The sequence below is a fragment of the Vibrio sp. B1ASS3 genome, assembly GCF_905175355.1.
GTDB lineage: Bacteria > Pseudomonadota > Gammaproteobacteria > Enterobacterales > Vibrionaceae > Vibrio > Vibrio owensii.
The window spans coordinates 515,928-542,416 of record NZ_HG992743.1; the positions used below are offsets into that span (position 1 = coordinate 515,928).

Here is a 26,489-nt window from a genome sequence, read left to right on the forward strand (position 1 = left end):
CGACAAAAAACCTGATTAGGTTAAGGGTGCAATTTCAGATTAAATACCGCCAACGACTTAAGGTCATAATCTACAGAAACAAGGTATTAAATATGTTTTCAATCGGTGACGTAGTAGTAGCTACTAAAGGTATCGAACTAGGCGAAATGGTTGTTACAGGTCTAAGCAGCGGCGGTTTTTACGCGCACGTTAAAGCTGGCGAAAAGACACTAACTTACCCAGCTAAAGATCTTAAGAAAGCATAATTACATGGCTTTGTTGCTTAAATCGATGGAACTAAATCTAGAAGCTACGATCTGATCGGCTACACCCATCAATCGTCGTAGCCTCATGCCTAAACCTCGTTACAAAACAACTAACTGGAAGCAGTACAACAAAGCCTTAATCAACCGTGGTTCTCTGACCTTTTGGATTGATGAGGAAACGATAGCTGAGTGGAAACAAAACAAACAAGGCAAGCGTGGTAGACCTCGCCGGTTCAGCGACTTAGCCATTACTACTGCACTGATGGTGAAACGCATTTTCTCTATGCCATTGAGAGCGCTACAAGGTTTTCTAGACTCTGTATTTAAGCTAGCTAATATCCCGCTAGTTTGTCCACACTACACCTGTATAAGCCGTCGAGCCAAGGAAGTTGAGATTTCATTTAAAACTAAAACCAGAGGTGCGATACAACACCTGGCAATTGATGCCACTGGCCTCAAAGTTTATGGCGAAGGTGAATGGAAGGCTAAGAAGCATGGTACTGATGGGAAGCGCAGAGTATGGCGTAAGTTGCATATCGCAGTAGATACGAGCACCCACGAGATAATCGCAGCAGAGCTGAGTTTATCGAACGTAACCGATGCCGAAGTGCTCCCCAACTTACTCAAGCAGACACGTCGTAAAATCATCGAGATATCAGGTGATGGTGCTTATGACACAAGGAGTTGTCACGATGCTATACGAATCAAGGGAGCAGTTCCGCTCATTCCGCCACGAGAAGGGGCAGCCTTCTGGGAGCAAGGACACCCTCGAAATTTAGCAGTAGGTTGCCAGAAGCTCTACGGTTCCAACGAGAAGTGGAAAAAGCGGTATGGCTATCATAAGCGCTCACTATCAGAGACAACAATGCATCGGGTGAAACAGTTGTTAGGTGGAAAATTAAGCTTAAGAAACTACAACGCTCAGGTTGGCGAAACTTATGCCATGATCAAAGCGCTGAACAAGCTAACAGGGCTTGGTATGCCTGAAACTCAGTATGTTGTTTAAGAAGCGTTCAACATGGGACTGCCATGTCTTCTCACCGAATTAAGCAACAAAGCCTAATTACATTTGCTGACTTGCTAAAAAGGTAGCTCCCGAGCTGCCTTTTTTTGTGCCTACAATTCCTTCCTAAATTCCTACTTTATTTCGACCTGAATTATTTTTAATCAAATTTAATATGTTTGGTTAATATATTATCGTCTCCGTCATTTTTGACTCATATCAATAAAAGCTCCGGTTTTAAGTTGTTGTTTTTATGTTGTATTTTTCACTTGTTGCCGCAAGTGTCTGTTTTTATAAACTTTAGATGTTAAATTCGTTGCTCATCTAAATATTCGATTAATATCTATTCCTTTTTCCCATTTTTAAAAATATTGGCATTTCAATAACTTTCGCCCCAACTGATTTAGGGGAACAGTGATGAATAAAAAGAAAATAACACTAGGGATCGTGGGAGCAGGCTTGGTGGCTTACTTTGGCACCGTTTACATGGTGAACCAAGACGATAAAAAAGTGGCTCAACAAAATCTGGCGCAATTTAGTTCGCTAGATCAATCTACGCTGGATTATCAAGCGATGAAGGTTTTAGCGGATAAAGGTTGTGGCTATTGTCATACACCAAACAGCGAAATGCCTTTCTACTCAGAAATGCCAGTGGCGAAACAGATCATGGAAGCGGATGTGAAGGTGGCCATGCGTCACTTTGACATGACCAATCTGTTCGACGATGTGAAGCAGAATGATCCTGTTTCTGAAGTCGCACTTGCTCGTCTTGAGAAGGTGCTCTACGACGACTCAATGCCGCCCGCGATTTACCTGACTATGCACTGGTCAGCGAGCATGTCGAAAGACGAAAAGCACACCTTATTGAAGTGGATTCGTGAGAAGCGTGCAGAGCGTCATGCTCAGTCTCCGGTATCTGAAGAACGTAAAACCAAAGTTCTACAACCAATTTACACGACGTTCGAAACCGATGCAGACAAGGCTGAACTGGGTAAGGTGCTTTATCACGACACGCGATTATCAGGAGACAATAGTGTCTCATGTGCGTCATGCCATAGCCTTGATACAGGGGGCGTGGACCGACTCGTAACGTCTGTTGGTATTCATGGCCAAGTGGGTGGCATCAACGCGCCAACCGTGTTTAATGCTGTGTACAACAAGCTTCAGTTCTGGGACGGCCGTGCTGCCGATCTACAAGACCAAGCGGGTGGTCCTCCGTTTAACCCGATTGAAATGGGCTCTATGGATTGGGATGAAATAGTCGACAAGTTAAGCCAAGATCCAGAAATGGTCGCGATGTTCAAAAAGGTTTATTCAGGCGAGATTAATGGCAACAACATTACGGATGCGATTGCCGAGTTTGAGAAAACCCTAACCACACCAAACAGCCGCTTCGACCAATACATGATGGGTGACACTCAAGCGCTGGACTCGCACGAGAAATACGGTTTGATGTTGTTTAAGAAGTACGATTGTCAGACCTGTCACGCAGGTGAAGCGATGGGTGGGGAAACGTTTGAAACCATGGGTATGAAAGCGGATTACTTTGCTGAGCGTGGTACTGACATGACGGACGCAGACCTTGGTCGTTACAACTTCACTGGCAACAAAGAAGACAAGCACAAGTTCAAAGTACCAACCTTGCGTAACATTGAACTGACACCGCCATACTTCCACGATGGACATGCCGATACGCTAGAAAAAGCCATCTACGACATGGGTAAATACCAAGTCGGAGTGGAAATGTCGGATGAAGAAGTGGATGCCATCAAAGCGTTCTTGAAAACACTGACAGGTGATTATGAAGGCCGCCCTTTAAGTTAGGCTGAGGCATTGCCGACAAGTTTGTCACCGATAAAACGATAGACTTCGCAATCGAGACCACCTTTGATTAAGGTGGTCTTTTTTATGGAACAAATTCAATCAAGTAGGGATAGATATGATTGATCATTTTGAAATTAAGGTTGTGGATTTTGATGCCTGTGTCGCTTTTTATTCCAAGGTTCTTACCCCTTTGGGCATCGAACTAAAATGGTCGGACGAAGCAGCGGCAGGCTTTGGATTAGTTGGTGAGCCCAATACGCGTTTCCTGATAGAAAAGGACGGCCAAAGTGCCCCTTGCCACATTGCGTTTAAAGCGAATGACAAAGCGTCCGTCGAGGCCTTTCATAAAGCAGGTATTGACGCTGGTTTTACTTGTCATGGTGAGCCAGGTTTGCGTGAACAGTATGCGCCAAATTACTACGCGGCGTTTTTTTATGATCCCGATGGTAACAACATCGAAGCGGTGGCTTATTTATAGGGCGTTAGCTATGGGATTATCTAGTGAGTATTTACTGCTCGAACGATCGTCATATCATTGGTTTTACGATCAAGATAGAAGATAATCGAGCTCCTATTTCATCCCTATAAAAAGAACGAAAAATACTATGAAAGTTGTCGTTACAAAGGCACAAAAACAGCACGCTCAAGGCATTACCGAAGTTCTCAATCCCATCATAGAAGAGGGCTTATATACCATCCTTGATACCACCTTCACCCCAGAAGAGGAAGAAGGCTTCATTGAAAGCTTTCCTGAAACGGGTGTGTTCAATGTGGCATTGAATGTAAAAGAAGAGGACGAGGAAGACAGTGCTGTGCTCGGTTTCCAAAACGTAGAGCCTTTCGCCAGTTATACCAAGGCATTCGCTCACGTTGGCATTATTGGTACATTCGTCGATGCCAAATGTCGCCGACAAGGTGTCGCTTCAGCGCTGTTTACCGCCACCTTTGCTGATGCGAAGTCCAAAGGTTATGAAAAGTTGTTTGCTTATGTCCGAGAGGACAATCCCAACGCGCTCGCAACGTATCTAAAACATGGCTTTGAAGTGGTTGGAACCGCAAAGAAGCATGCCAAGGTTAACGGCCAGTACATCAATGAAGTTATGATCGAGAAGTTTCTCTAACGCCTAGAAGGAAAGCAAGATGCACAAGTCAGCAGGTATCATCATTAAAGACGGCTCACTGTTGGTGCTGCGATCAAAAGGCAAAGACACCTTCTATGCGCCGGGCGGAAAACTAGATAGTGGCGAAACGTCAGAGCAAGCGTTGTGCCGTGAACTGCAAGAAGAAGTAAGCATTGTCGTGGCGGAAGATGCCTTGACGCTGTTTGGTCGTTTTGAAGCGCCTGCACACGACAAAGACGGCATTACTTTGGTCATGGATGTGTTCTTCGTTAATGATTATTCGGGCGAGGTGGTTGCCAGTAACGAAATCGAAGAGTGCCAATGGGTAGATTCTTCAAACGTGGATAACATCGCGATAAGCACGATTTTCCGCAATGAGGTCTTCCCGAGCTTGGTTGAACAAGGATTAGTGAAATAACACTAAACCTCGAGCAGAATACAAAAACGCCCACAATGCGAACGTATTGTGGGCGTTTTCTTATGACTTGTTACTTAGCCAGTTTTTCTGCGTATTCGCTCAGGATCTGCTTGTAGACTTCAACTGGTTGAGCGCCAGTCACAGCACTTTCCATATTGAACACCACTGTTGGTACTGAGTTCACGCCAAGTTGATGCCATTGGCTTTCTTGATACTCGATAGAGTCAGCATTGCTTGCGTCGTCTAGGGTGGCGATGCCCATATTTGCATCTAAACCAATGTCAGTCAGAATGGTTGCCAGTGTGCTTCGGTCAGAGACATCTTTGCGTTGACCAAAGAAGGCCGCAAACAGGGCTAACTTCAATTCAGTTTGCTTACCAAATTGCTCTGCCCACTGCAGCAGCACGTGTGCATCTCGCGTATTGACCATCTTCATGTCATCAAAGTAATCAAAGTCGAATCCCACTTCTTTACCCAGATTAGTCAGGTTATCGCGTGCACGAACGCTGTCTTCTGGCGTTGTTCCGTATTTATTCGCTAGGTGTTGGCGTAGGTTTTCACCTTCTGCTGGCATGTTTGGGTTCAATTCGAACGGTTGCCATTCCAACTCAATTTTGTCTTCCAATCCTAGTTCTTGAATTGCTTGTTCTAAGCGTTTGTAGCCGATGATGCACCAAGGGCAAACCACATCCGACACTACGTCGATTTTGATTACTGATTCCATAAAACAGACCTTACTTTTTCGAGTTATAAAGTGGATATGGAGACCAAGAGTGTGAATTCAACCAGTTACCTTTTAGTAACCTGATGCTTTTCTCTCCGAGTTTTATCTTTCAGCGTATCTTTTTCTACAATTCATGTTGACCTGTATATAACTCTACAGTTTAAGATGCTTTCATCAGCGCTGAGGAAAATTACATGTATCGGATATCGGAACTGGCAGAGATGCTGGGTTTGTCTCGTACCACATTGCTCTATTACGAGAAGATTGAGCTCATCAAAGGGCAACGGTTAAGCAACGGCTACCGCGCGTATAGCGATGCGGATCTACAACGCTTGCGTTTGATCCAGCAATTGCAGAGCGGCGGACTGACGCTCAAGGAGTGTAAAGCCTGTTTGGAAGCCAAAGTAGATCGACAGTTGATGCTGGAAAGACTCAAACAGCTCGATGAAGAGATTGAGCAAAAGCAAAAATCGCGACAGCTGTTGGCGGCGCTGCTTGGTGAAACACCGTTAACCGATTGGCATGAATCGTTGGATGAAGTCGCGCCGGATGCGCACTTGAAATGGCTGATGACGCAAGGTTTTAGCGAGAAAGAAGCCCTTCACTTACGTTGGTTATCAAAAGATATGAATACTCACGACGACTACATGGCGGACTTCTTCCGCGTGTATGAAGCCTTGGAGTTTTGGGGCCCAGGTTCAGAACAAGATACGTTGAAAGCATTGAGCCTATTGCCAACTCAACCTGATGAAATATTGGAAATCGGGTGCGGGCAGGGCATTGCGACTCGTACTTTGGCAAAACATGCACACATCACAGCGGTCGATAACGACGAGCCGTCTTTGCAACGCCTACAAGACAAAGCGGAGGCTCTTGGCTTAAATGACAATATCACCACGGTGTGTGCGAGCATGACAGAACTGCCATTTGCAGAAGGCTCGGCCGATGTCATTTGGGCAGAAGGCAGTGCTTACATCATGGGTGTGGAGAACGCATTCAAAGCATGGCGCCCATTGCTTAAAGACGGCGGTATCTTAGTGGTGAGCGATTTGGTTTGGAACACGGATACGCCAAGCGAAGATACGGTGACATTCTGGCAAAAAGAATACCCAGATGTGGGCAGTGTCGAGAAGCGTATTGCGCAGGCGAAAGTAGCAGGCTACCGAGTGTTAGATACATTCCCAATTAGTCAACAGGCATGGGATAACTACTACGTTCCTTTAGATGAGCGTGTGCAAAGTTTGAAAGCTGAGATGCCAGCATCACAAGCATTAAAAGACATACAAGTTGAATTAGATATCGTTAAACGCCGTGGTAATGAAGTGGCGTATCAGATGTATATCTTACAAAAAGATTGATAGAAAAATGAACGAAACAACAAATCAGAATACTCAAAAATCTAACTACACTCTTTCTCAATATGAGAGAGCTATGAGCAGCGAGATGATCGCTTTGTTTACTCAAACCTTTTCTGATTCTGAAGGTGAAGCAGAAGGTAAAACCATTGGCTTACTCGTCGGTGATTTGTTAACGACAACGTCAGAGCCAGAATTGAAAGGCTTTGTTGCAAAACAAGGTGAACGCTTGATCGCAGGCGTGTTGTTTACACCGCTACGTTTTGAGAATGGTGAAGTGGGGTACTTGTTGTCGCCAATGGCAACGTGGTTTCCAACAGGTGACGGAAGCGCAGTTCAAAGCGCCTCATACTTTAAGCTTTCCACATGGTTGGTTGGCACAATCACTTGCAGGTGAACTGACGCCAATCCAAGGCTCGTCCTCTTGCGTGCAAGGTTTGGATAGTCCTGCTTACTGGTAACCCATTAAGCTCCGGTCATTAGTTGATTTTACCTGAACGAAAATGTATGGTCCGCCCAGTTATTGCAACTACAATTTAGTAATAACGGAGTTGGTTTGCGCTAATGTATTCGGAGTCCACGTTGGGAACATTAACTTCCCGCTCCACGATGATATCTGCGCCAGATTATCCTTAAAAGCCCCAAAGCAACTAGGTGCTATTTTTTGTATCAGGTTACTAATCTGGCCGATTGACCGTTTTTGTCATCACGTTCATTGGCGTTGCAAACTTGGTTATGGCTATACTGCCTTAAAAGCTTGGCGGTGGTACAACACCGCCCAAGCTATTCTTACTAGCTTATTGGCAAGTGCGACTACCACTACATTAAACGGCTTTGTTGCTCGTAAATTGACTAACCAACCTCCGAACACTTTTCCTGTTGTTTCTATCCTAGATAGCACCGACCTCGCTCCATGTATAAATAGAGCGCGAAGGTGTTTGTTCCCTCGTTTACTCATGCCTAATAACTTTGATTTGCCACCCGTTGAATACTGCCTTGGAACGAGTCCTAGCCATGCGGCCATCTCGCGACCTCCACCAAGTTGGAAGGAGAACTGATATTGGCCACACACAACGTTGCTGTTAAATCACCAACACCAGGAATACTCTTCAAAAGTTCAGCATTTTCATTATTTTCAGTAATCGCTTTCAGCTTTCTATCTTGAGTAGATATTTGCTCATTTAGGTATTTATAGTGCTCATGAATCGAGATTAACTCAGCGACCAGACTCGGTGGTAGTTTTATATCTTGCTCGGCCAACCACTGAAATAGCGCTTTCATCTTGGCATGGCCTTTAGGAAAACTCAGCCCAAACTCAAGTAGTATTGCTCCAATTCGGCTCATACAAGCCGTTCGTTCTTTTATAGCTTCCCTGGTCTTTTTGCGTGGGGCGGTGATGGTGTGAACAACATCCAGTGCCGCCGTCTTATTGCGAAAGTGCTTGCTTGTATCCTTCCCAATACCGATTTGATTGGTGGCCGCATTGGTGAGCCGACTGAATCAGGGATCAAGACCATCAGTTGGGATCAAATCCAAGAAGACTACGCCCTGCGATTTGGTGAGTTCATTGCGCCGAAGTCATTTGCGAAAGCGCTCAAGTACCTCAAGCGAGCTGGCTACCTGCGTTGTGAACGCATCAATGTGAACGTAGACCAAGCGGAAGGGGCTATTCGCAGTGCACCAGCCTACAAACAACTAAGTGAACGCTTCTTTAACGATCTAAAAGTGGTGCGTTACAGCAACATCGTAGAATTGATCCTAGCGACTCGCAAGCGTCAGGAAAGTAAAGGACTTCGCTTTAAGTGGTTGTCGTTCCGTGAGATCGCGAAGAAAGTACAAGAGATCTACAACGCGACGCAACTTGATGCTGTGGCTGATTCTGTTGCTACCGTCTTTCAGGCGCATTCTGCGTCCCCTGCTCCCGTTCCCCACTAAAATGAGTGATGCTATCCGCGCAAGCGGAGGATTACGCACATCTGTTATTTGGTAAATGCGATCTGAATCATGTTCTTATCATCGTTTACCGTTCCTCTGTTCTCAACACGCCTATCTTTTTGCCCTTTTTCAGTGCCGATTTGTCTTTGTCCCTGTCGCACATCTTCTTTTTTTTAAAAGGTAGTGCAAGAAATTACTCTAAGAAGGTACTCATAAAAATGGAGCTATTAAAGCAGGGTGCTTATGTAAACTCCGTAGTTAGACTTTGTATCTAGATAAATATAAAAATGAATATCTAGTAAAAGACGATCGCTTCGCTCATTAGTACCTCCCATCAAAAGCCATTAACTTCTGTTCACATCGAATGTCCACCTCAAGCTTTTGACGGGCATATTCGAGCACAAGGATAATTTCATGTTCAATTCAGGTTCATGCGGAAGGGAATATCAGGAGCGAGCCTAAGCGAGTGAACATATTTCGTTCTGCGTGAAGCCAGTAAGCGATAGCGCGCTAGTCTCATGTTTCCATGGCTAGCTTGATCGATCTACTCGTACTCAAGACGCTGAACCTTTCTTTTGTCATTCGACAGGAAACTATCGCACCTATACGCATGATATTGTGGAACCCCAACACAATGATCGAGCTTAATTCAACCTACAGTGCAAATCAGGGTCTAGCAGGGCGAAGGGCAATTTTCGTACCGGAACCACTGTAAACCCAAAAAGCTTCTGAATGCTCGGATAGGACGGATCTTACTCACTGCGTGAGCGCGTTCTGGTATTCGTCGCACAGCGACTCATAAAAATATTAGTTACAGCGTCACGAATTATGTTGTTTTATTTAGGTTTTATTTTAGTATAACTTTTATTGTGTTATACTAATGTATAACTAATGAGGTGAGGATTAAAAAATGACCGCTGTTACTATCCGTCAATCTGGTGGCGCTAATATAGTTAGCATCCCTAAAGCCATTGTAAAAACGTTGAGTCTACATACTGGTTCTAAGCTAGAGTTATCTATTCAAGATAACAACATCGTACTCTCCCCTATCGAGGAAGAATTGACCCTAGAGTCGGTGTTAGCTGGAAGTCCTAAAACTTGCTTTGCGATTACTGAGGAAGATAAGGAATGGATGAATGACAAGCCTGTTGGAAAGGAAATAATCTGATGTACATTCCAGATAAAGGTGACATTGTTACTCTCGATTTCGATTCTAGCGCTGGAAAAGAGATCATGAAACGCCGTCCTGCTTTTGTGATCTCTCGAAAAATGTTTAATGAGCATACTGGATTTGCTGTAGTGGCTCCAATTACTAGTACGATTAGAGGGATGAAGTTAGAAGTGGTTCTTCCCGAATCATTATCTACTCAAGGTGCCGTACTTATCCATCAAGTGAAGTCGCTCGACTTTTCTAACCGTCAGATTCGTTTTGTTGAAAAGGCTCCTAAGCACATAACGGAGAAAGTTTCAGAATTGACTAAGGTTATTATTTCCTGAATCCCTAAAAGGTATAGCTAGCTATCTTGCTTGTCGTATAGCTAGCTATTTGGTTAGGAGAAATAAAATGCCCGTTATTGTATTTGCTTCCAGTAAAGGGGGAGCAGGAAAAACAACAGCTTGCCGATTGTTGACAGGTGAATTTGCTCGACAAGGCTTATCTAAGAATATTGAAGTAACGCTTATCGATGCAGACCCCAATCAACATGCCGCTAAGTGGGCTTTGATGGATGGATGCCCTTCAAATGTTCGTCTTATTCAAAAATCGAACGAAGAAAGTATTCTTGAAGATATTGATAATGCTCAGGATAAAAGTGCTTTCGTTTTAGTTGATCTTGAAGGGGGTGCGAGTATGACTGTTGCCCATGCTATAAGTCGAGCCGACTTGGTTATATTAATGACACAACCATCAGAAGATGATGAAGACGAACTTATTAAGACTGTTCAATTAGTACGAAGACAAGAGAAAGCGTTAAGACGTTCAATTCCCCACGCTGTAATGATTACTCGAACCAATGCCGCATTCTATACAAAAATGCATAAGGCTATTTTGGGGGATATGAAAGCTAATAATGTAGACGTTTTTAACGTGTCGTTGATCGAGCGAGCTGCATTCAAGGCTATTCGTACTTACGGTGGCATTGTTCACGATTTAGATCGTGCGGAAGTTTCAGGTGTTGATAAAGCAGCCTCAAATGTTGAAATGTTTGCTGAAGAAGTAAAACGAAATCTGAAAGAAAATATGATGAAGGGCTAGGTGATACTAATGCGTGAAACTAAATCTTTTAATGATGATCTCATTGATCTCGAAGAACTTGCTGGTAGAACAAAAAAGAAACAAGATGATGTAGAGATTGTGACGGCAGTTGCTCAGCAAAGTAATTTTTCTAGTCGAGGTGATAACAAGAAAAAAGAACGTAAGCGTAGCCCTTACGTTATTCAAAAAAATATAAAGATGCGAATAGGTATGCCTGAATTACTGGCTGACATTACGAGCCGTATTCGTTCTGATAGCGATCAAGAAACTCTAGAAAGAGCTATTTTAGCACTAATAGAAAAGGAAAAATTGAACGATATAAAAGTCAAGTACAATGAATTGATAGCTAGCTATATAGCCTCTCAATGCTGTTTTGACCGACGAACATTGAGAGGCATACACCTCAAATATAGGAAAATTAAGATGCAAGTGAATTGTAGCATTAACCATACCCTGAACCAAACTGCGACTGACGACGAACTCAGATTGTTATCTAGTCTCATTGAGCGTGACTTCTTTCAGCCAGCTCAACGAGCTGTCGTTGAGTCATTCGTGAGCCGAAGATCTATTGAAAACTATCTCAACGCCCACACATCAAATACTACAGAGTTAAATTGATGAGAGGGCAGCGCATGAATCCACACTACTGGCAAAGCCAAATTGAAGACATTGCAGATCGGGCGAGTAAGGACAGTGGGACATCGTATGACGAATACATTCGACTATTTACTCAATACTTTGATCAAGCATTCAAACGTAGGTCAAGTATGGCCGTGCGCATTGCTCGTGATTCTGGTTACTCCCCGAATCGCTCCAAGGGGTTTGAGGTCCAACGGAACGAAAACGTACGGTAAGCCCTAAGAAAGGTGTCCATTAAGTCGATTTTTACACAAATGTGTCTATTAATTGCTCATTTCCGATTTAATAGACGCCATTTTATCCCTTGTTTTTACTGTCTAAAATATTTTGATATATCAGACAGTTAACCCCCTTAGCGTACAGAACCGTTCCATTGGACCTCAAACCCCTATTACGGTTTTCTGTCCAACAGAAAACGGGGACGTCTACTCCCTCTGGTGTATTTAGCGCTGGGAGAGAAAGCGGCAAAGCTGCCAGAGCTGCTCACGTATGCGAAGCAATACAAAGGCTTTACGGGTAACGACCCGTATCAGTGTGTGTTGTGCGGAAGTAGAATGGTGTTTACAGGTTTTACAGTGGGATCAAAAAATAATGAGCTGTTGGATAGTCGCCGGATGAGCATGCGCGAATCGCGGCGGCTTGGTGCGCCGGCGTAGGATAAGTCTATCTAAGCTCAGGAAATTAGGTGCAAAAACGACCAATTAGCTGATTAAATCATCACAGGTTCAATTTGTCTTTAGGACAATCACACCGAAAACACACAATCACCTCGCAGAGTTCCTTGATGGTTAGAATTGAAATTCCTAACCATCAAGGCCTGTATTGCATGGCAGATTGTAAGCATGAACATGGCAATTCCAATTGAGCTTGCGGCCGTAGGTATGAAGCGCACAGAAAACGCCTATTAACAGAAAAAGCAGCTGTATAATTTACAACAGACGTCCATTACATCACTACAAAACACAGTGTTTTAATAGGTGTTGATTTAACTCAACACCTATTAATATAAGTTTTAAGGTTGTATAGGCGCCGGAATTACTTGATCATCACTAACAAAAACAAAAGGGTAAGGTCGCTGATGATATTCATATCTGACAATAGGAACATAACGATTTGCTATGGAGTACATGTCTTGTTGTGCTTTTTGAGCATAAACTAATCCTTGTTTATCAATTCCTTCCATGTCATATTTAACCCATATTGCATCTATTGGTAAATTATTTGGATTGTTAATATCCCATAAATTCATAACTAATTCATTATAGGCTACATATTTATATTTTTTCTGAGTTTCAAGACCAATATTAAACCGCTCTACATCATGAATTTTAAAAGAGCATTGGTCATGAGTTGATAATGATAACCAATCCTCCGGAGTTATAATGCCTTTGTCTAAGCATGTGCCTTCATCTTCAAGAGAGATTCGTACAGAGTTCTTTTTTTGGGATAAAAAGTCACCACAACCATGTCCTTCTCTTGACATGGTTACGCCGTCAAGTGGGAAGAAGCAATAAAAATCATAATCTTGAAAGTTTGTGCTAGATAATTCATACCTAGGTTTTAATATAATCCCCGCGACCCCATAATTTGGGTTTTCATATAGATGACTAGCGGAAAGATCGGCTCTGAGATAGGAAAAGGCCATAGATTCTTTTACGCTATCTATATAAGAGTAATCCCATGGGTGGGCATCTTCTGTTATATTTTCAAATGTTCGGATAACAACACCAGAACAATTATACGGGGAAGAACCGTCTTCACACATGTAAGGAATATTAAGATAGTTATTATTGATGGCCTCTGTAATTAATTCCCCCACATTATTGGAAAACGCGTTGAATGATAAACTTCCCAATATGAGAAATAATGTATTAGATAAGTTTTTTTCATAAGATGATCCTTTTAAATATGTGATTATCCATTTTGGATTTAATCATGAAAATAATTTTTAATTTGTGATTTGTTTATAATGCAAATCATAACCAGAATATTCTTACATGAATTTATGAAGGGGAATCACTAATTTTTGAAAGACCCTGTAAATAATTCTGTGTAACTGTCGGGGTTACATATATTCAGTTAATCGGTCTTCGAACATAATCATAAAGCGGTTCAGTGCTTGTCGCCAGTTTCTGATTGGCATGGTCCATTTCTTGGAGGCATCCTGAATCGCTAAGAAGATCACCTTTCTAGCTGATTCATCAGTCGGGAACAATTTACGTTTCTTGATTGCCTTTCTGATTACGCTGTTTAGCGATTCGATAGCGTTAGTTGTATAAATCGCCCGTCTAATATCTTCAGGGTAGCTGAAGAGCGTGTTTAAGTTATCCCAGTGAGCTGTCCAAGAACGACTGATTTGAGGGTATTTATCATTCCACTTATCCGAGAACTGCTCCAATGCTAGCAGTGCTTCATCCTCAGTCTTCGATTGGTAGATTTTCTTAAGGTCTGTCGTCACAGCTTTGTAGTCCTTCCAAGGTACATACCTGACCGAGTTTCTTACCATGTGTACGATACAGAGCTGAACTTGGGTGTGCGGGAATGCTGCATTGATCGCATCAGGAAAGCCCTTTAGGCCGTCTACACAAGCAATTAGAATATCCTTTATCCCTCGGTTTTGTAGTTCGGTGAGTACGCTGAGCCAGAACTTAGCGCCTTCTGTTTCTGATAACCACATCCCAAGTAGTTCCTTTTGTCCCTCCATGTTCACACCTAGAGCAAGGTAAACCGCTTTGTTTATGACCTGTTTATCTTGTCTAATTTTGACGACAATGCAGTCTAGGTAAACGATAGGATAGACTTCGTCTAATGGGCGAGATTGCCATTCAACAACCTGTTCAAGCACTGAGTCTGTAACTTTCGATATCAAGGTTGGAGAGACATCTGCATCATAGATTTCCTTGAACGTAGCTACGATTTCTCGGGTTGTCATTCCCTTGGCATAAAGGCTCAAGATCTTGTCATCCATAGACTGGAAACGAGTTTGATGCTTACGCACCAATTTAGGCTCGAAGCTTGATTCTCGGTCACGAGGAACGTCTATTGGAACTGCGCCATCATCAGTGATAATTGACTTAGAAGAGTAGCTATTACGGGAGTTAGAGCTTGGTTTTTGGAAGTGTTTTTCGTAGCCAAGGTGCTCATCAAGCTCAACATTCAATGCTGTCTCAACAGTCACCTTGGTTAGCATCTTACGGAAGTCATCAAGATCAGATTCGGTCTTGATTGATTTAGCTGCTTCACGAGCAAAAGCTTCAAGTGCTTTCTTATCCATACTGTCCATCCTTAGCCTTTAAGGCTTAAGTTTAGACAGTTACACAGAATTCAGGACAGTCTCCGATTCTCTGGTGCTAGGTCGTCAATGTCTAAATGAGTCGTGATATTCTTACTTAATCTACTGTTCTTTCAGAATTTTTATTAAGCGAGTATCTATGCCTACCCCCCCCCTTTAGCCTTTGATTGGTCATCCTCTGTGACTCACGATGACATAACTTATCCCACCGATACTTTAAACCGTAAACAATACGCTGAATTTTTACATAATTACCTAGCGAGCAATGCTTCAAATGGTGGCTATGTTCTGAATGTTAATGCCAAATGGGGCGCAGGTAAGACGTATTTTATCAACCGTTGGATTGAGAGCATCAAAGAGCATCATCCCGTTGTCTATGTCGATGCATGGAAGCAAGATTATTCTGATGATCCAATGCTAACGGTCATATCATCCATATTGGATGCTTTCTCCGAACACTTACCGCCCGAAAATGAAACGATATCGAAGATCGGAGTGAGGGTTTCACGTTTTTTCAAAGCCGCAGCTCCTGTTCTAACAAAAGGCGTGATAAAGAAACTTTCTGGTTTAGACGTTGATCATTTAGCGGAAAGAATGGATGAAGATGGTTCGGATGAGGAAGAACAAGGACAGGACGTGTATGGTGAGGTCGGAGCTAAGCTGGCGGATTGTTTAATCAAAGAGCACAACGAAAAGTTGGCATCCGTTCAGTTTTTGCGTAATGAAATCAAATTGCTTGTTGAAGCGGTAAAAGGAAGTCAAGAACTCGACTTTCCAGCGTTCATTTTTATTGATGAACTCGATCGCTGTCGTCCAACTTATGCCGTCGAAATGTTGGAAACCATCAAGCACTTTTTTGAGTTAGATAACGTTGTCTTTGTGATAGCGACTGATACCGAGCAATTGCAGCATGCCGTAAAAGCCGTTTACGGGGAAGGGTTTGATGCTCAAACATACTTAGGACGTTTCTTTCGTCGTCGTTATTCTTTGAATGAATTGAGTCGATATCAGTTTATTGAGCAGGTTGTTCAAACCAAAGTGACCATCAACGATAACTGGATGGAACATATACCAAGAATTGGAAATGCCGAGTTTTTTTGTTATGCGGTTGCCGTTGTTGCTGACCACTTCGAACTTTCTTTACGAGATACGGAACAACTGATTGATAAGTTTGTTGCTGTCTTGAACAACACAAATAAAACAATGAACTCGTATTTGCTTCTTATTCTCTTTGTTCTTCGTGATAAGTATTACCCGCTCTATTCTGAGTGGATCAGTAATGATGAACCAAGCCGTGTTTTTTCGGATTCGTTCAACAAAATAAAAAATACTGATTCAAATTTTGGGATATCTAATTATCGAGAAAATAGAGGTGCCTTTCCTATTCGAAAGGGGAACTATGAGGGGGTCACAGTATTTTATAATATAAACGAGATCTTAACCGATATGAATCGATATACGCTGCCCTGGGGCAGTGAGGTGGATAGAGTGGATCATCAGGGGCATTTACATTCCACTATGGAAAATTCACATGAAAGTAAAAATAGATTTGATGCCTATTTAAAGCTTATTTGTTTAGGTTTTACGGCGAAAAAGGAAGACTATAAGAATTGGGTGGAACTTGCCGTGTCATTTGATAACTGATGATGTGTTTTATGAAAAAAGCCCTGAATAATGAAGCGTCAGGGCTTTTATGATTAGTGGTTGGGCGTACTCAATGACGGTTTGGCAGAGTTAAAATCCGGTCTGCCTTTGTGGTCAAAAAAGCATGGTGTTGCAGTCTGGATAACCAGAGCAGCCCCAAAAATACTTACCTTTGCAGCGATGAGTTTTACGGCGGATAAGCCCTTTGCCGCATGTTGGACACTTGTGCTGACTCACTACGGGTTTAGCTCGCGGCGTGAAGTCAGGTTTACCTTGCTTATCAGGATACGCCTTCTCACACTCAGGGTAGCCCGTGCATGACCAGAACTTGCCGTGTTTGCCTTGTCTTGGCACAAGTGGTTTACCGCAGCTTGGACAAGGCACGGTGTTAGCCGTGATATCAATGCCGTGTTTATCGAGCGCGTCAATGCGCTGCGCAATGTAGCTGTCCACCTCTTCAATGAACGCCTCAATGGTAAACTCCCCAGTCTTAATTAAGGCTTGTTTCTCCGCCCACATGGCAGAGATGTCCGGTTGCGTGACTTCTTTAGGCAGTGCCTGACAAAATTCTTGCCCTTGTTTGGTGGTCTTCCAGACTTTTTCAGAATAGCCTTTCTCTTCCACCACACTAATAAGGTTGGTGTTGGCCGCCAGTCTTTCTAAGATGCTGGCGCGTGTGGCTTCGGTTCCGATGCTGCCACGGTCGCTGCTGTCTTTGTCCTTGGCTTCAAGCTTGGCGCGAAGCTCAGGGTTTTCAATGAAACTGGCGGCGCGAGTCATGGCGGACAGGAGTGTCGATTCCGTGAAGTATTTCGGCGGTTTGGTTTTCTTCTTTTCAACGCTGGTATCGAGACAAGCCGTTGGTGTGTTGGATTTTAAAGACGATAAATCAAACCCTTGCGAGTTATCTGTTTCATCTCTTTCTGCAGAATGAAGCGCTTCCCAACCTTGCTGCATTAACACGCTTTGCGTGGCGCTGAACTGATGCCCTTCCACGTTAAACATGACTTTGGTTTTATCGCGCACTGACTCAGGGTAGAACAAGCCAATGAAGTAACGTGCTACCAAGTCATAAACCTGTTGCTCTTCTTTGCTTAGCGCATTGCCGTTGCCGTTGCCGTGTTTGGTGGTCGGTATGATGGCATGGTGGCTTGAATTGCGGTCAGGATGTCACGGCTTTGGTAATAATGCTCGTCGGAGAGGAAGCGATTATCAGTACGCGGATAAGTGAGTAACTTATGCGTTTCGTACAAGCTTTGCATGATATCGAGCGTGTGCTTGGCACTGTACCCAAACTGCTTAGCACAAAGTTGTTGCAACGTAGACAGGTTGAGTGGTTGAGGCGGTTGCTTCTTCTCAGGCTTTGTGACGGCCAACGTCACCAGTCCCGACTGACCTTTTACTTTCTGTTGAAGAAAGTTGGCGTGTGATTCAGATATCAGACGTTTCTTATCATCCACTTGGTCATCGTCGGTGGTTTGGTACTTGGCTTTGACCGCCTGACCGTTGCAATCAAATTGGCCGTACACATCGTAATAAAAGCTTTCGGTGTGGTTTTGATTGGCAAGGGTTCGTGTGTTGACGAGACCTAATACCGCACTTTGCACATGCCCCACGTTTAGAACGCCGTAGAAGCCTTTCTCACGCCCTTTTAAGGTACAAGCTCTTGTTAGGTTATAACCGAAGCTTTGGTCGCCCACCGAGCGAGCGAGGGCGCTCATACCTAATGGTACGTATTTCTCGTTAGGCTCCATGTTGGCTAACGCTTTTTGTACAGGAGCAAGGTTTAAGTCGGCCACCAGTAAGCGAAGAACCGGTTTGGTGTTCCCCGCGTAGTTCAGCACTTCATCAACCAGCAATTGCCCTTCATCGTCAGGGTCGCCAGCGTGAACGATGGTATCGGCTTTTTTGATGAGGTTGAGTACAGTTTGTAGTTGCTGCTTGGTGTTCGATTTCCCTTTGAGCTTAGGAGGGTAGTGCGTGGCAATGAGTAAATCGGCGTAAGACCACTTTTGATATTTTTCGTCGTAATCTTGTGGGTCAAAGAGTTCCATTAAGTGACCCACGCAGTGGGTGACGCAATGTTCGTTATGTTGGTAATACCCTTCTCTTTTTTGGGTTTGAGGGTTGCCGCCCAGACCTTCAAAGATGGCTTTAGCCAGTGAGGGCTTTTCTGCAATGTAGACAATCATGTTTAATTCTCCAACTGTGTTGAGCCTTCGACGTAAGTGCCCCCGTTATTGTCGTAGTAGTACGGGTCGCCATAGAGTTGGCCGTCGAGTTTGGTTTGGACGTAATGAATGGTTTTGGTGCAATGACGAGGGTTGTGCTCGCCCCCTTCTGCGCGTCGGCACGATTGGTCTTTCACAATGCGACTTGGGATGATTTCCGATTCCATACATTCGTTACCGAACATGCCCCACCGTTTGCATTCTTCACGTGCAGGAACATAAGCGGCGGCTCCCGTGACGGAACTCATTTCAGAGCTGTCAGGTGTGCCGCTTGGCAGGTCTCCGGTGTACATGCAGGAGGTAAAGCTTGGGATGGGTGGTTTGAAGTGTTTGATGCGGTCAATAAAGGCATCTTTTGCGGCGCCGCAACCATCAACGGCAAAGGCGGCCGGAAGGCACAACCAAATGGCACATTCGTTTTCACTAGCTGCGTAAGAAGTCGTTGGCAATAAAAAAGCCGCACTGAGTGCGGCGGTGATAAATAACGGTTTCATGGACGTGTTCCTTATCTGTTAAGGTTTGAAAATTCAATGAATTGCTGATTTTTTTTGTGTGAGGGGGATAGAGCGAAAAGTGGGTATTGAAAAGCGATGTTTTTTTAATGATTCTCGCTAGCTAAAAGAAGAATACCAAACAAAAATAGGGTGAAAGCGCAACCCATTAAGGTACAGCGGACGAACTGATGTTTGCGCGTGTTGTTTTGTCGTGACTCAGAGAAGATAAAAATATAAAAAATGTATGGTCCGCCCCGTTATTGCAACTACAATTTAGTAATAACGGAGTTGGTTTGCGCTAATGTATTCGGAGTCCACGTTGGGAACATTAACTTCCCCGCTCCACGATGATATCCGCGCCAGATTATCCTTAAAAGCCCCAAAGCAACTAGGTGCTACTTTTTGTATCAGGTTACTAATCTGGCCGATCGACCGTTTTTGTCATCACGTTCATTGGCGTTGCAAACTTGGTTATGGCTATACAGCCTTAAAAGCTTGGCGGTGGTACAACACCGCCCAAGCTATTCTTGCTAGCTTATTGGCAAGTGCGACTACCACTACATTAAACGGCTTTGTTGCTCGTAAATTGACTAACCAATCTCCAAACACTTTTCCTGTTGTTTCTATCCTAGATAGCACGGACCTCGCTCCATGTATAAATAGAGCGCGAAGGTGTTTGTTCCCTCGTTTACTCATGCCTAATAGCTTTGATTTGCCACCCGTTGAATACTGCCTTGGAACGAGTCCTAGCCATGCAGCCATCTCGCGACCTCCACCAAAGTTTGAAGGAGAACTGATATTAGCCACACACAGCGTTGCTGTTAAATCACCAATACCAGGAATACTCTTCAAAAGCTCGGCATTTTCATTATTTTCAGTAATTGCTTTCAGTTTTCTATCTTGAGTAGATACTTGCTCATTTAGGTATTTATAGTGCTCATGAATCGAGAGCAACTCAGCGACCAGACTCGGTGGTAGTTTTATATCTTGCTCGGCCAACCACTGAAATAGCGCTTTCATCTTGGCATGGCCTTTAGGAAAACTCAGCCCAAACTCAAGTAGTATTGCTCCAATTCGGCTCATACAAGCCGTTCGTTCTTTTATATAACCATCCCTCACTCGATGGATAGCTGCGATTACCTGAGCTTCCTCTGACTTGGCAGAGACAAATCTCATGCTTGGTCGACTCGCTGCTTCTGCTATCGCAGCTGCATCAATAAAGTCGTTCTTGTTACCTTTGACGTAAGGTTTTACATATTGAGGCGGGATAAGTCGAACTCGATGCCCATAGGCTTCACACTTTCTCGCAAGCCAGTGAGCACCACCACAGGCTTCAAAAGCGATGATGGTAGGTTCAAGTACAGATAAGAAACGGAGTAGTTGGCTTCGACTAAACTTACGGCGAATAACGTCTTTGCCAGTGTGATTGTTGCCAACCGCATGAAAGCAGTGCTTGCCTAAATCGATACCTAAGATGTGAATGGTAGACATATGCTTCACCTCGTTCTGAGAGCCTACTCTAAGCGTCTGTCTCTTGATCACAAGTCTAGTGATCAAGAGACATTGCGAGTTCGTAGCCTTCAAGGATGGTTTGTAGTTTAAACCATCCTTCCCAAAGTGCCTTTATTGAAGCTCTGCCCGTCCTCTTGGTATCTTTCCAACCGCCTAATTTAGCGAGATTCTTGTACGCCCAGCCCATATCCGGCGTTTCTTTAGGTAACGTCTTACTTTCTAGTTTCAACCACAGCAGCTTCCAAGCTTTTTTGCCCAAGACCTTTTCACAACTTTCTGTTGATAGCTCATCAACCTCTTTAATGAAGCGTAACGCCAATAAACGTGTCGCAACAAAGGCATAGATGACACTTAACCTCTCTAAGTTACCTTTACTTTGGAGTCTTAGTGACTCCACATCCGTACCTTCACTTTTCCAGACTTTATGGAAGTCTTCAATCAGCCATCGACGCTCGTAATAACCGATAATTCTCATGGCGTCTTCAGCGTTGTTTACTGGCTCCGACGTCAAGAGGTGCCATGCTAACTTGTCTTTTGATGTCCCTTGCTCAAGGCAACCAACATAATAAACAGGTATGCCTGCGTGCTCCTTTTTGTTTGCTGGAGCCTTTAATGTCACCTGACCATATTTAACATCAAGATTTACATCTCTCGCTTTTCTTCCTCCTTTTTGGGGGATGGTAAGCTCTTTTGTCTGGACGCTTGGTAACGCTTGCGCATAGTCGTAAAGCTTTTGAGCGTGCTCTTCTAGACAGCGGCTTTGCATTGAACGAACGACAAAACGCTGCTGATGTTGACGTTTATAAGTTAAGTATTCGAATAGGTCAGCTTCTCGGTCACAGACCGAGATAACATCTAACATCTTATCCCCTAGGCGCTCAACGACACGGCGAGAAGCTTGCTCCCATTTGTAACTCTCTTTCTCCTCGTAAGGACGAGTCGCGTGTTGGTGCTTTTGCCCACGCTTAGTAATATCTCGGCTCCATCGTTGTTGCTCTATAAGACCAACAATGGTCTGACTTTGTGGTGCAAAAAGTAACGTCGAATGTACATGGAGAGCTCGAATTCTGTCGCCTTGATTCGTGTGCCCGAGTTCATCTTTTATACTTCGATGAGGAAAACAGAGCGTTGTTGTATCTTCAAGCGCGAGTAATTCCTCATGCTCGTTAGCTCGAGATACCGTTGATTGAAAACCTGCTTCAGCGATGTCTTTTGCATCGATGTTTTCATTGCGGATAAAGCGATATGCCCCTTCCATATCGGCGGGAGAAAAAGGAAGTTTAGCCACGGAGACTCCTGGTTGATTAGCAATGGAAGTCGCTAAACTGATGAGGCGTTGTGTTCTTCGAGGGTCTTTAAGTTGTGCTTGTCCAAATTGTTCTTGTGCCCAAAGTTTAGCGTCTGAGTGTGTCATCTTAGTGTTTCAGTAAGGATTCTTAAGTGATCAGAGCGCACACACGTTAAAGAGTTCAAAAAAAATCCCCAAGCTATAAGCTTGGGGATTTGTGTATAAGAGACAGACTCTAAGCGTAGGGCTTGAGAGTGAGGCGGACCATATAATTAGCCCCTCTGCGATGAACTTGCAGAGGGGCTTTTTAATGCGTTCTACCAGATATTACTTCACGGTAAGGACCATCTTGCCTACATGTCCCTTCTCTTGGAATGCCGCTTGCGCTTGGTTGATGTCCTCAAGTGGGAACGTTTGTGCGACTAATGGTTTGATGTTGCCTTGTTCAATATGATGAACCAAGTTTCCAAACACTTCAGGCTCAAGGACGGTACAACCAAAGAAGCTGAGATCTTTGAGATACAAAGTGCGAACCTCTAACTCAACCATTGCGCCGCCAATGGCACCGGATACCGCGTAACGACCTTTTGGGCGCAAGACTTCAAGGAACTGTGGCCACTGGTCGCCAGCTACCAAATCAATCACCACATCGACGCTGTTATTGCCAAGCGCTTCAACAAGATTTGTATTGCGTGGCACGACTTCATCTGCGCCCAACTCCAGCACTTGTTCATTTTTGCTTGGGCTTGTGATGGCAATAACAGTAGCACCGCGCGCTTTGGCAAGTTGAATCGCCGCAGAGCCGACCCCGCCGGAAGCACCAGAAATCAGGACACGCTCTCCTTTGGCAATACGAGAGCGCGTGAGCATGTTTTCTGCCGTTGAGTACGAACATGGGAAAGACGCAAGTTCAACGTCAGTCAAATCCGTCTTTAGCTGGTAAGCGTGCTTAGCTGAGACCACGGTGTATTCAGCAAATCCACCGTCGCATTCTGAGCCAAAGTACCAAGGTGGATTAATGGTTTCGCCATTTACATCGCTTAAGCAAGGCTCAATCAGAACGCGTTCACCGATGCGGCGTTCATCTACCATACTACCAACGGCAACGATCTCGCCACAGACGTCAGCACCTTGAATACGTGGAAGAACCAGTGCGTTGCCGATCCAACTTGCGTCTTCGCTGTCGTTGTCACCTTTTGAATACCAGCCGATACGTGTATTGATATCGGTATTGTTCACGCCTGCTGCGGATACACGAATCAGCACTTCGTTCTCTTTTGGCGTTGGGACAGGAATATCTTGGCGGTATTCCAACATTTCTGGTCCGCCGTGACCGGTCAATAGAACACCTTTCATTGTGGTTGGTAGTGTTGTCATGATTAATCTTCCTTTAGCAATCTTAAAACAGCTTGTTGCGCAGAGTTCAGAGCCTCGTTACCGAGTACCGGCCAAGCGCTGGAGACGCCTTCGTGCAGTAAGAACAGCTGCGTGGCGAGGTCTTGGCGAAGGCTCTGTTTACCCAAAAATTGTCGAACGTCTTCTTTGTGTGCTTTCACGGTTTGGTTGATGATGTCGTGCTCGGGAAATGCCGCAATCGCGTTCATCGACATGCAACCATGCGGTGCGTAGTCTTCCATCCATTGTTTGAGCTTGTTGAATACGTGCTGAGTCGCTTCTAGCCCGGCTTGTGGCGAGTTATCCAGCAGGAAGTTTAAGTAGCGCTGGTGGCGGTGTTCTAACGCAGCCACGATCATGTCTTCCTTAGAAGGGTAGTGCTTGTACAAGGTGCGTAGGCTAACGCCACAGGCCGTCTTGAGCTGTGCCACACTCGGCTCGGCAAATCCAAGCTCGCTAAAAGCTTGCTCTAAACTGGCGGCGATCTGTTCTTTCAACATAGCGTCTTCTCATGGGTAGAATGAATGTTCTACTTTTAGGGTAGAGCGATCGTTCTACCTGTGTCAACCAAGATCGTTGACATAAAAAAACGGAGCCCGAAAGCTCCGTTTTAAATCATCAAGTTAGCGTTAAATATTTTTGTATTCGTCCAACACCAACTGGCTAATCTGAGCGATGACTTGGTCGCGCGCCTGCAACGATAAATCGGTCTCAGTAATGTAAATGCTGATGTAAACCGGTTTATGGTTTTCTTTCCAGATCATCGCCGTGATACCACGCGAGCCAAACCCGCCAGCGCCAGAACGATCGGCAATTGACCAGCCTTTTGGCAACACCGAGCGCATCAAAGAATCGGAGACTTTGTTGTCTTGCATCCAAATCTTTAACTGAATACGTGATTCGTAAGATAGCGCATCGCCTTCTAGCAGGGTGTGTAGAGTGTTTACCATGGCGTTAGGCGTTGTTGTATCTTGCTTGTCGCCAGGTTTTGCTTCATTCAATCTTGGTTCAAAACGGTCAAGGCGAGTGGCCTTATCACCAATAGAACGCAAGAATCTGGTTACGCCATGCGGACCACCAATACTGCGTAAAACAATGTTGGTGGCGGTGTTGTCGCTCATCAGCATTGCGGCTTCACAGGCATGTTCAATACGCGTGGTTTGGCCTGCCATTCGATCCATGACAGGTGACCACACCACCATGTTGCGCTCTTCGACTTTCGCGGTGGCGTTTTTATCAAGCTTTTCGCTGTCCATGTCTTTCAGCATGGTCGCGCACGCCAGCGTTTTAAAGGTACTCATCATTGGGAAGCGCTCGTCGCCACGGTAATCCCACTTTTCGTCTGTTTGCGTATCCCAAACAGAAACACCAATACGACCCGCAATGTGGTCTTCAATTGCGGAGAGGTCTTCATTCAGTTTGGCGGCGTACGTTGCACTCGAACAGACTAACAATCCGAGTAGCAGAAATAGCTTTTTCATTATTGATTTTCTTAGTGTTATTTATTCCAGTTCGCACCTTGGCGAATTTAGCCGGAACTATAGCGAGTGAATACTCTAATGACTGTTAGATTCTTGTCTTTTTTCTGTAGGAATCCTTGCATATGTCGAGCTTTACCCGCTTTTACTCTTATTGACGTTGCTTTACATGTGAAGCGCTAAAGTAAAGTTGTCGATTAACCGAGTAACCAATCATGAAAACATTCCGCAATATCATCTGGGCAATGATCGCCGCGATGTCCGTATTATGGTTTGCGATGGAACCGCAGCTTTTCTCTTCTACCAATGTGTTTGAATGGCGATCTGCCATGATCCAATATTCAGGCATTCTGTCTTTGATGTTGATGTCGATCACCATGGTGTTGGCAATGCGCCTTCCTGTGGTTGAAAACTGGCTACATGGCATGGACAAAGCGTATCGGGTGCACAAATGGCTCGGTATTGGTGGCGTAGCATTAGGTTTAACACACTGGCTTTGGTATCAAGTGCCGAAGTGGCTAGTCATGTCTGGTGTACTAGCAAGACCAGAGAAACACACAGGTACAGGGCCGGAGGGTAACCTCTCGGGAATCGAAGCTTGGATTCATGGTCTGCGCGACCTTGCTCAAGGCATGGGTGAGTGGGGCTTCTACATGCTGTTGGTTTTGCTGGTGGTTTCTCTATGGGGCGCAGTGAAATACAAACCCTTTAAACTATCGCACCGCTTTATGTCGGTGGCGTATCTACTGATTGCGATTCACTCCGTACTGCTGCTCAAGCGCGCGTATTGGGGCGAGCCTGTTTACTATCTCACAGTAGCATTCGCAGTTGTGGGCTCGATTGCTGCACTTTACAGTTTGTTTGGCTTCGTTGGTCGTCGTAATAAACATTCTGCGGTTGTCGCGTCGACACGTTACTTCCCTCAAGCTGAAGTGATGGAATTGGTCGTTAAACCAAATGCGTCTTGGCAAGGGCACAAGGCGGGGCAATTTGCTTACTTACGTTTTGGTGATGAAGATGCCCATCCGTTCACTATCGTATCTGGCAGTGAAAGCAATGAATTACGTTTCCTAATCAAAGAGCTAGGCGATTTTACTACCGGCTTGTATGAGCGCGTAAAAGCGGGCGATGCGGTAATGGTAGAGGGGCCTTACGGACGTTTGGAATTTGATTTAGAGAAACCTCAAATCTGGATTGCTGGTGGGGTAGGGATTGCTTCTTTCTTTGCTGCTTTGGAAGCATTGAAAGTGCAAGCGCAAACTAGCGATGTTCATCTGTTTTACTGCAGTCGTGGTATCGACGGCCAGTTGGTCGATGAACTTTGGCACTTAGCGCACCAAGCAAGCGTCAAACTGCATGTGATAGATACCATGAAATCGCCACGTTTGAATGCTGAACGTATTGCGGCTCAGTGTGGTGATTTGAGCCAGTATGAAATGTACTTCTGTGGACCAGAAGCGTTCTCAAAAACACTGAAAAAAGAGCTAGATGCGCATCAATTTAATATTGAGCAGAGTTATCACGAAGAGCTATTTATTATGCGCTAAGTGTCAAGATTGTTAGTCATAAGTTAGCTCAGCGGTGAGCTTTTTAAGCCTCAATTTCGATATTCAGAAATGGGTAGGGTAATAAGCAAA

24 protein-coding genes and 5 pseudogenes are annotated in these 26,489 nt (G+C 44.4%); 16 read left to right on the forward strand and 13 right to left on the reverse strand.

What is annotated here, in order from left to right; genetic code table 11:
* Window positions 1-92 precede the first annotated feature (92 nt).
* The 6 genes from KJB05_RS20820 to KJB05_RS20845 all read left to right on the forward strand — a co-directional run bounded on the left by KJB05_RS20820 (window position 93) and on the right by KJB05_RS20845 (window position 4,611).
* A complete protein-coding gene (locus tag KJB05_RS20820; protein ID WP_005452601.1) occupies window positions 93-245 on the forward strand; it encodes a hypothetical protein in 153 nt (50 codons plus the stop codon).
* 85 nt (window positions 246-330) lie between these two features.
* Window positions 331-1,251: an IS5 family transposase gene (locus KJB05_RS20825; RefSeq protein ID WP_213053073.1), complete on the forward strand. Its 921-nt coding sequence runs from the start codon at window positions 331-333 to the stop codon at window positions 1,249-1,251.
* A gap of 414 nt (window positions 1,252-1,665) precedes the next feature.
* Entirely contained in the window at window positions 1,666-3,072 is a 1,407-nt protein-coding gene (locus KJB05_RS20830; protein ID WP_038895545.1) for a cytochrome-c peroxidase, read from the forward strand.
* 115 nt (window positions 3,073-3,187) lie between these two features.
* On the forward strand, window positions 3,188-3,550 hold the full coding sequence (locus KJB05_RS20835; protein ID WP_208446448.1) for a VOC family protein: 363 nt from the start codon (window positions 3,188-3,190) through the stop codon (window positions 3,548-3,550).
* A 127-nt stretch (window positions 3,551-3,677) separates the two neighbouring features.
* Window positions 3,678-4,193 (forward strand): GNAT family N-acetyltransferase, encoded by a 516-nt coding sequence (locus KJB05_RS20840; RefSeq protein WP_208446449.1) that lies wholly within the window; start codon window positions 3,678-3,680, stop codon window positions 4,191-4,193.
* Between the two features lie 19 nt (window positions 4,194-4,212).
* Window positions 4,213-4,611 (forward strand): NUDIX domain-containing protein, encoded by a 399-nt coding sequence (locus KJB05_RS20845; RefSeq protein ID WP_208446450.1) that lies wholly within the window; start codon window positions 4,213-4,215, stop codon window positions 4,609-4,611.
* Window positions 4,612-4,681: 70 nt separating this feature from the next.
* Here the strand turns inward: KJB05_RS20845 and KJB05_RS20850 are convergent, their stop codons facing one another.
* Entirely contained in the window at window positions 4,682-5,335 is a 654-nt protein-coding gene (locus KJB05_RS20850; protein WP_208446451.1) for a DsbA family oxidoreductase, read from the reverse strand.
* 194 nt (window positions 5,336-5,529) lie between these two features.
* On the opposite strand from KJB05_RS20850, the gene KJB05_RS20855 reads away from it, so the two are divergent.
* Together KJB05_RS20855 and KJB05_RS20860 are read left to right on the forward strand one after the other, a co-directional pair.
* Window positions 5,530-6,693: a MerR family transcriptional regulator gene (locus tag KJB05_RS20855; RefSeq protein ID WP_208446452.1), complete on the forward strand. Its 1,164-nt coding sequence runs from the start codon at window positions 5,530-5,532 to the stop codon at window positions 6,691-6,693.
* A gap of 7 nt (window positions 6,694-6,700) precedes the next feature.
* Window positions 6,701-7,151 (forward strand): annotated as a pseudogene (locus KJB05_RS20860) (GNAT family N-acetyltransferase).
* Window positions 7,152-7,429: 278 nt separating this feature from the next.
* Here KJB05_RS20860 and KJB05_RS28780 read toward each other — a convergent pair.
* Window positions 7,430-8,055, reverse strand: a pseudogene (locus KJB05_RS28780) (IS110 family transposase); the annotation flags it as partial.
* Window positions 8,056-8,058: 3 nt separating this feature from the next.
* Between KJB05_RS28780 and KJB05_RS20875 the strand changes: the two are divergent.
* The 6 genes and pseudogenes from KJB05_RS20875 to KJB05_RS20900 all read left to right on the forward strand — a co-directional run.
* A pseudogene (locus tag KJB05_RS20875) lies at window positions 8,059-8,625 on the forward strand (hypothetical protein); the annotation flags it as partial.
* Window positions 8,626-9,535: 910 nt separating this feature from the next.
* Window positions 9,536-9,793 carry an AbrB/MazE/SpoVT family DNA-binding domain-containing protein gene (locus KJB05_RS20880; RefSeq protein ID WP_208446378.1) on the forward strand — a complete coding sequence of 86 codons (258 nt, stop codon included), beginning with the start codon at window positions 9,536-9,538 and terminating at the stop codon, window positions 9,791-9,793.
* Window positions 9,793-10,122, forward strand: a complete 330-nt coding sequence (locus tag KJB05_RS20885; RefSeq protein ID WP_208446377.1) for a type II toxin-antitoxin system PemK/MazF family toxin — start codon at window positions 9,793-9,795, stop codon at window positions 10,120-10,122. Before KJB05_RS20880 ends, KJB05_RS20885 begins: the two co-directional genes overlap by 1 nt.
* A gap of 67 nt (window positions 10,123-10,189) precedes the next feature.
* Window positions 10,190-10,879 carry a ParA family protein gene (locus KJB05_RS20890; RefSeq protein ID WP_208446376.1) on the forward strand — a complete coding sequence of 230 codons (690 nt, stop codon included), beginning with the start codon at window positions 10,190-10,192 and terminating at the stop codon, window positions 10,877-10,879.
* A gap of 9 nt (window positions 10,880-10,888) precedes the next feature.
* On the forward strand, window positions 10,889-11,497 hold the full coding sequence (locus KJB05_RS28785; RefSeq protein WP_244142984.1) for a hypothetical protein: 609 nt from the start codon (window positions 10,889-10,891) through the stop codon (window positions 11,495-11,497).
* 410 nt (window positions 11,498-11,907) lie between these two features.
* Window positions 11,908-12,174, forward strand: a pseudogene (locus tag KJB05_RS20900) (IS91 family transposase); the annotation flags it as partial.
* 147 nt (window positions 12,175-12,321) lie between these two features.
* On the opposite strand, the gene KJB05_RS28970 reads toward KJB05_RS20900, so the two are convergent.
* The 3 genes from KJB05_RS28970 to KJB05_RS20915 all read right to left on the reverse strand — a co-directional run bounded on the left by KJB05_RS28970 (window position 12,322) and on the right by KJB05_RS20915 (window position 14,792).
* Window positions 12,322-12,447: a transposase gene (locus KJB05_RS28970; RefSeq protein ID WP_348542170.1), complete on the reverse strand. Its 126-nt coding sequence runs from the start codon at window positions 12,445-12,447 to the stop codon at window positions 12,322-12,324.
* An 83-nt stretch (window positions 12,448-12,530) separates the two neighbouring features.
* On the reverse strand, window positions 12,531-13,283 hold the full coding sequence (locus KJB05_RS20910) for a hypothetical protein (RefSeq protein WP_208446375.1): 753 nt from the start codon (window positions 13,281-13,283) through the stop codon (window positions 12,531-12,533).
* Between the two features lie 300 nt (window positions 13,284-13,583).
* Window positions 13,584-14,792, reverse strand: a complete 1,209-nt coding sequence (locus KJB05_RS20915; protein ID WP_208446374.1) for an IS256 family transposase — start codon at window positions 14,790-14,792, stop codon at window positions 13,584-13,586.
* A gap of 198 nt (window positions 14,793-14,990) precedes the next feature.
* Here KJB05_RS20915 and KJB05_RS20920 point away from each other — a divergent pair, with 198 nt between their 5' ends.
* On the forward strand, window positions 14,991-16,454 hold the full coding sequence (locus KJB05_RS20920; RefSeq protein WP_208446373.1) for a KAP family NTPase: 1,464 nt from the start codon (window positions 14,991-14,993) through the stop codon (window positions 16,452-16,454).
* Window positions 16,455-16,568: 114 nt separating this feature from the next.
* Here KJB05_RS20920 and KJB05_RS28975 read toward each other — a convergent pair whose 3' ends face one another.
* The 8 genes and pseudogenes from KJB05_RS28975 to blaCARB form a co-directional block, all read right to left on the reverse strand.
* The gene (locus KJB05_RS28975) at window positions 16,569-16,973 is read right to left on the reverse strand and encodes a topoisomerase DNA-binding C4 zinc finger domain-containing protein (RefSeq protein WP_348542171.1); all 405 of its coding nucleotides are present in this window, start codon (window positions 16,971-16,973) and stop codon (window positions 16,569-16,571) included.
* Window positions 16,974-18,646, reverse strand: a pseudogene (locus KJB05_RS20925) (DNA topoisomerase); the annotation flags it as partial. It lies immediately after the preceding gene.
* Between the two features lie 2 nt (window positions 18,647-18,648).
* Window positions 18,649-19,179 carry a conjugal transfer protein TraL gene (locus KJB05_RS20930; protein ID WP_208446372.1) on the reverse strand — a complete coding sequence of 177 codons (531 nt, stop codon included), beginning with the start codon at window positions 19,177-19,179 and terminating at the stop codon, window positions 18,649-18,651.
* Window positions 19,180-19,656: 477 nt separating this feature from the next.
* On the reverse strand, window positions 19,657-20,670 hold the full coding sequence (locus KJB05_RS20935) for an IS110 family transposase (protein WP_102778931.1): 1,014 nt from the start codon (window positions 20,668-20,670) through the stop codon (window positions 19,657-19,659).
* Window positions 20,671-20,725: 55 nt separating this feature from the next.
* Window positions 20,726-22,105, reverse strand: coding sequence for an IS4 family transposase (locus KJB05_RS20940; RefSeq protein WP_213053097.1), 1,380 nt, complete (start codon window positions 22,103-22,105; stop codon window positions 20,726-20,728).
* Window positions 22,106-22,306: 201 nt separating this feature from the next.
* Window positions 22,307-23,359, reverse strand: a complete 1,053-nt coding sequence (locus tag KJB05_RS20945; RefSeq protein ID WP_208445259.1) for an alcohol dehydrogenase family protein — start codon at window positions 23,357-23,359, stop codon at window positions 22,307-22,309.
* Window positions 23,359-23,874 (reverse strand): TetR/AcrR family transcriptional regulator, encoded by a 516-nt coding sequence (locus KJB05_RS20950; protein WP_005435424.1) that lies wholly within the window; start codon window positions 23,872-23,874, stop codon window positions 23,359-23,361. The genes KJB05_RS20945 and KJB05_RS20950 overlap by 1 nt, the downstream gene beginning before the upstream one ends.
* A gap of 129 nt (window positions 23,875-24,003) precedes the next feature.
* The gene (gene blaCARB / locus KJB05_RS20955; protein ID WP_208445230.1) at window positions 24,004-24,855 is read right to left on the reverse strand and encodes a CARB/PSE/RTG family carbenicillin-hydrolyzing class A beta-lactamase; all 852 of its coding nucleotides are present in this window, start codon (window positions 24,853-24,855) and stop codon (window positions 24,004-24,006) included.
* Window positions 24,856-25,067: 212 nt separating this feature from the next.
* On the opposite strand from blaCARB, the gene KJB05_RS20960 reads away from it, so the two are divergent.
* The gene (locus tag KJB05_RS20960) at window positions 25,068-26,399 is read left to right on the forward strand and encodes a ferric reductase-like transmembrane domain-containing protein (protein WP_208445231.1); all 1,332 of its coding nucleotides are present in this window, start codon (window positions 25,068-25,070) and stop codon (window positions 26,397-26,399) included.
* Window positions 26,400-26,489: the final 90 nt, after the last annotated feature.

What these genes read in the sequence shown, in the direction of transcription:
- KJB05_RS20825 (WP_213053073.1), top strand. Translation starts at nt 331, where the DNA reads ATGCCTAAACCTCGTTACAAAACAACTAACTGGAAGCAGTACAACAAA.
- KJB05_RS20885 (WP_208446377.1), top strand. Translation starts at nt 9,793, where the DNA reads ATGTACATTCCAGATAAAGGTGACATTGTTACTCTCGATTTCGATTCT.
- KJB05_RS28975 (WP_348542171.1), bottom strand. Translation starts at nt 16,973, where the DNA reads ATGTGGGCGGAGAAACAAGCCTTAATTAAGACTGGGGAGTTTACCATT.
- KJB05_RS20850 (WP_208446451.1), bottom strand. Translation starts at nt 5,335, where the DNA reads ATGGAATCAGTAATCAAAATCGACGTAGTGTCGGATGTGGTTTGCCCT.
- KJB05_RS20820 (WP_005452601.1), top strand. Translation starts at nt 93, where the DNA reads ATGTTTTCAATCGGTGACGTAGTAGTAGCTACTAAAGGTATCGAACTA.
- KJB05_RS20890 (WP_208446376.1), top strand. Translation starts at nt 10,190, where the DNA reads ATGCCCGTTATTGTATTTGCTTCCAGTAAAGGGGGAGCAGGAAAAACA.
- KJB05_RS20855 (WP_208446452.1), top strand. Translation starts at nt 5,530, where the DNA reads ATGTATCGGATATCGGAACTGGCAGAGATGCTGGGTTTGTCTCGTACC.
- KJB05_RS20935 (WP_102778931.1), bottom strand. Translation starts at nt 20,670, where the DNA reads ATGTCTACCATTCACATCTTAGGTATCGATTTAGGCAAGCACTGCTTT.
- KJB05_RS28785 (WP_244142984.1), top strand. Translation starts at nt 10,889, where the DNA reads ATGCGTGAAACTAAATCTTTTAATGATGATCTCATTGATCTCGAAGAA.
- KJB05_RS20915 (WP_208446374.1), bottom strand. Translation starts at nt 14,792, where the DNA reads ATGGATAAGAAAGCACTTGAAGCTTTTGCTCGTGAAGCAGCTAAATCA.
- KJB05_RS20880 (WP_208446378.1), top strand. Translation starts at nt 9,536, where the DNA reads ATGACCGCTGTTACTATCCGTCAATCTGGTGGCGCTAATATAGTTAGC.
- KJB05_RS20835 (WP_208446448.1), top strand. Translation starts at nt 3,188, where the DNA reads ATGATTGATCATTTTGAAATTAAGGTTGTGGATTTTGATGCCTGTGTC.
- KJB05_RS20840 (WP_208446449.1), top strand. Translation starts at nt 3,678, where the DNA reads ATGAAAGTTGTCGTTACAAAGGCACAAAAACAGCACGCTCAAGGCATT.
- KJB05_RS20930 (WP_208446372.1), bottom strand. Translation starts at nt 19,179, where the DNA reads ATGAAACCGTTATTTATCACCGCCGCACTCAGTGCGGCTTTTTTATTG.
- KJB05_RS20910 (WP_208446375.1), bottom strand. Translation starts at nt 13,283, where the DNA reads ATGTGTGAAGACGGTTCTTCCCCGTATAATTGTTCTGGTGTTGTTATC.
- blaCARB (WP_208445230.1), bottom strand. Translation starts at nt 24,855, where the DNA reads ATGAAAAAGCTATTTCTGCTACTCGGATTGTTAGTCTGTTCGAGTGCA.
- KJB05_RS20950 (WP_005435424.1), bottom strand. Translation starts at nt 23,874, where the DNA reads ATGTTGAAAGAACAGATCGCCGCCAGTTTAGAGCAAGCTTTTAGCGAG.
- KJB05_RS20940 (WP_213053097.1), bottom strand. Translation starts at nt 22,105, where the DNA reads ATGACACACTCAGACGCTAAACTTTGGGCACAAGAACAATTTGGACAA.
- KJB05_RS20845 (WP_208446450.1), top strand. Translation starts at nt 4,213, where the DNA reads ATGCACAAGTCAGCAGGTATCATCATTAAAGACGGCTCACTGTTGGTG.
- KJB05_RS20960 (WP_208445231.1), top strand. Translation starts at nt 25,068, where the DNA reads ATGAAAACATTCCGCAATATCATCTGGGCAATGATCGCCGCGATGTCC.
- KJB05_RS20830 (WP_038895545.1), top strand. Translation starts at nt 1,666, where the DNA reads ATGAATAAAAAGAAAATAACACTAGGGATCGTGGGAGCAGGCTTGGTG.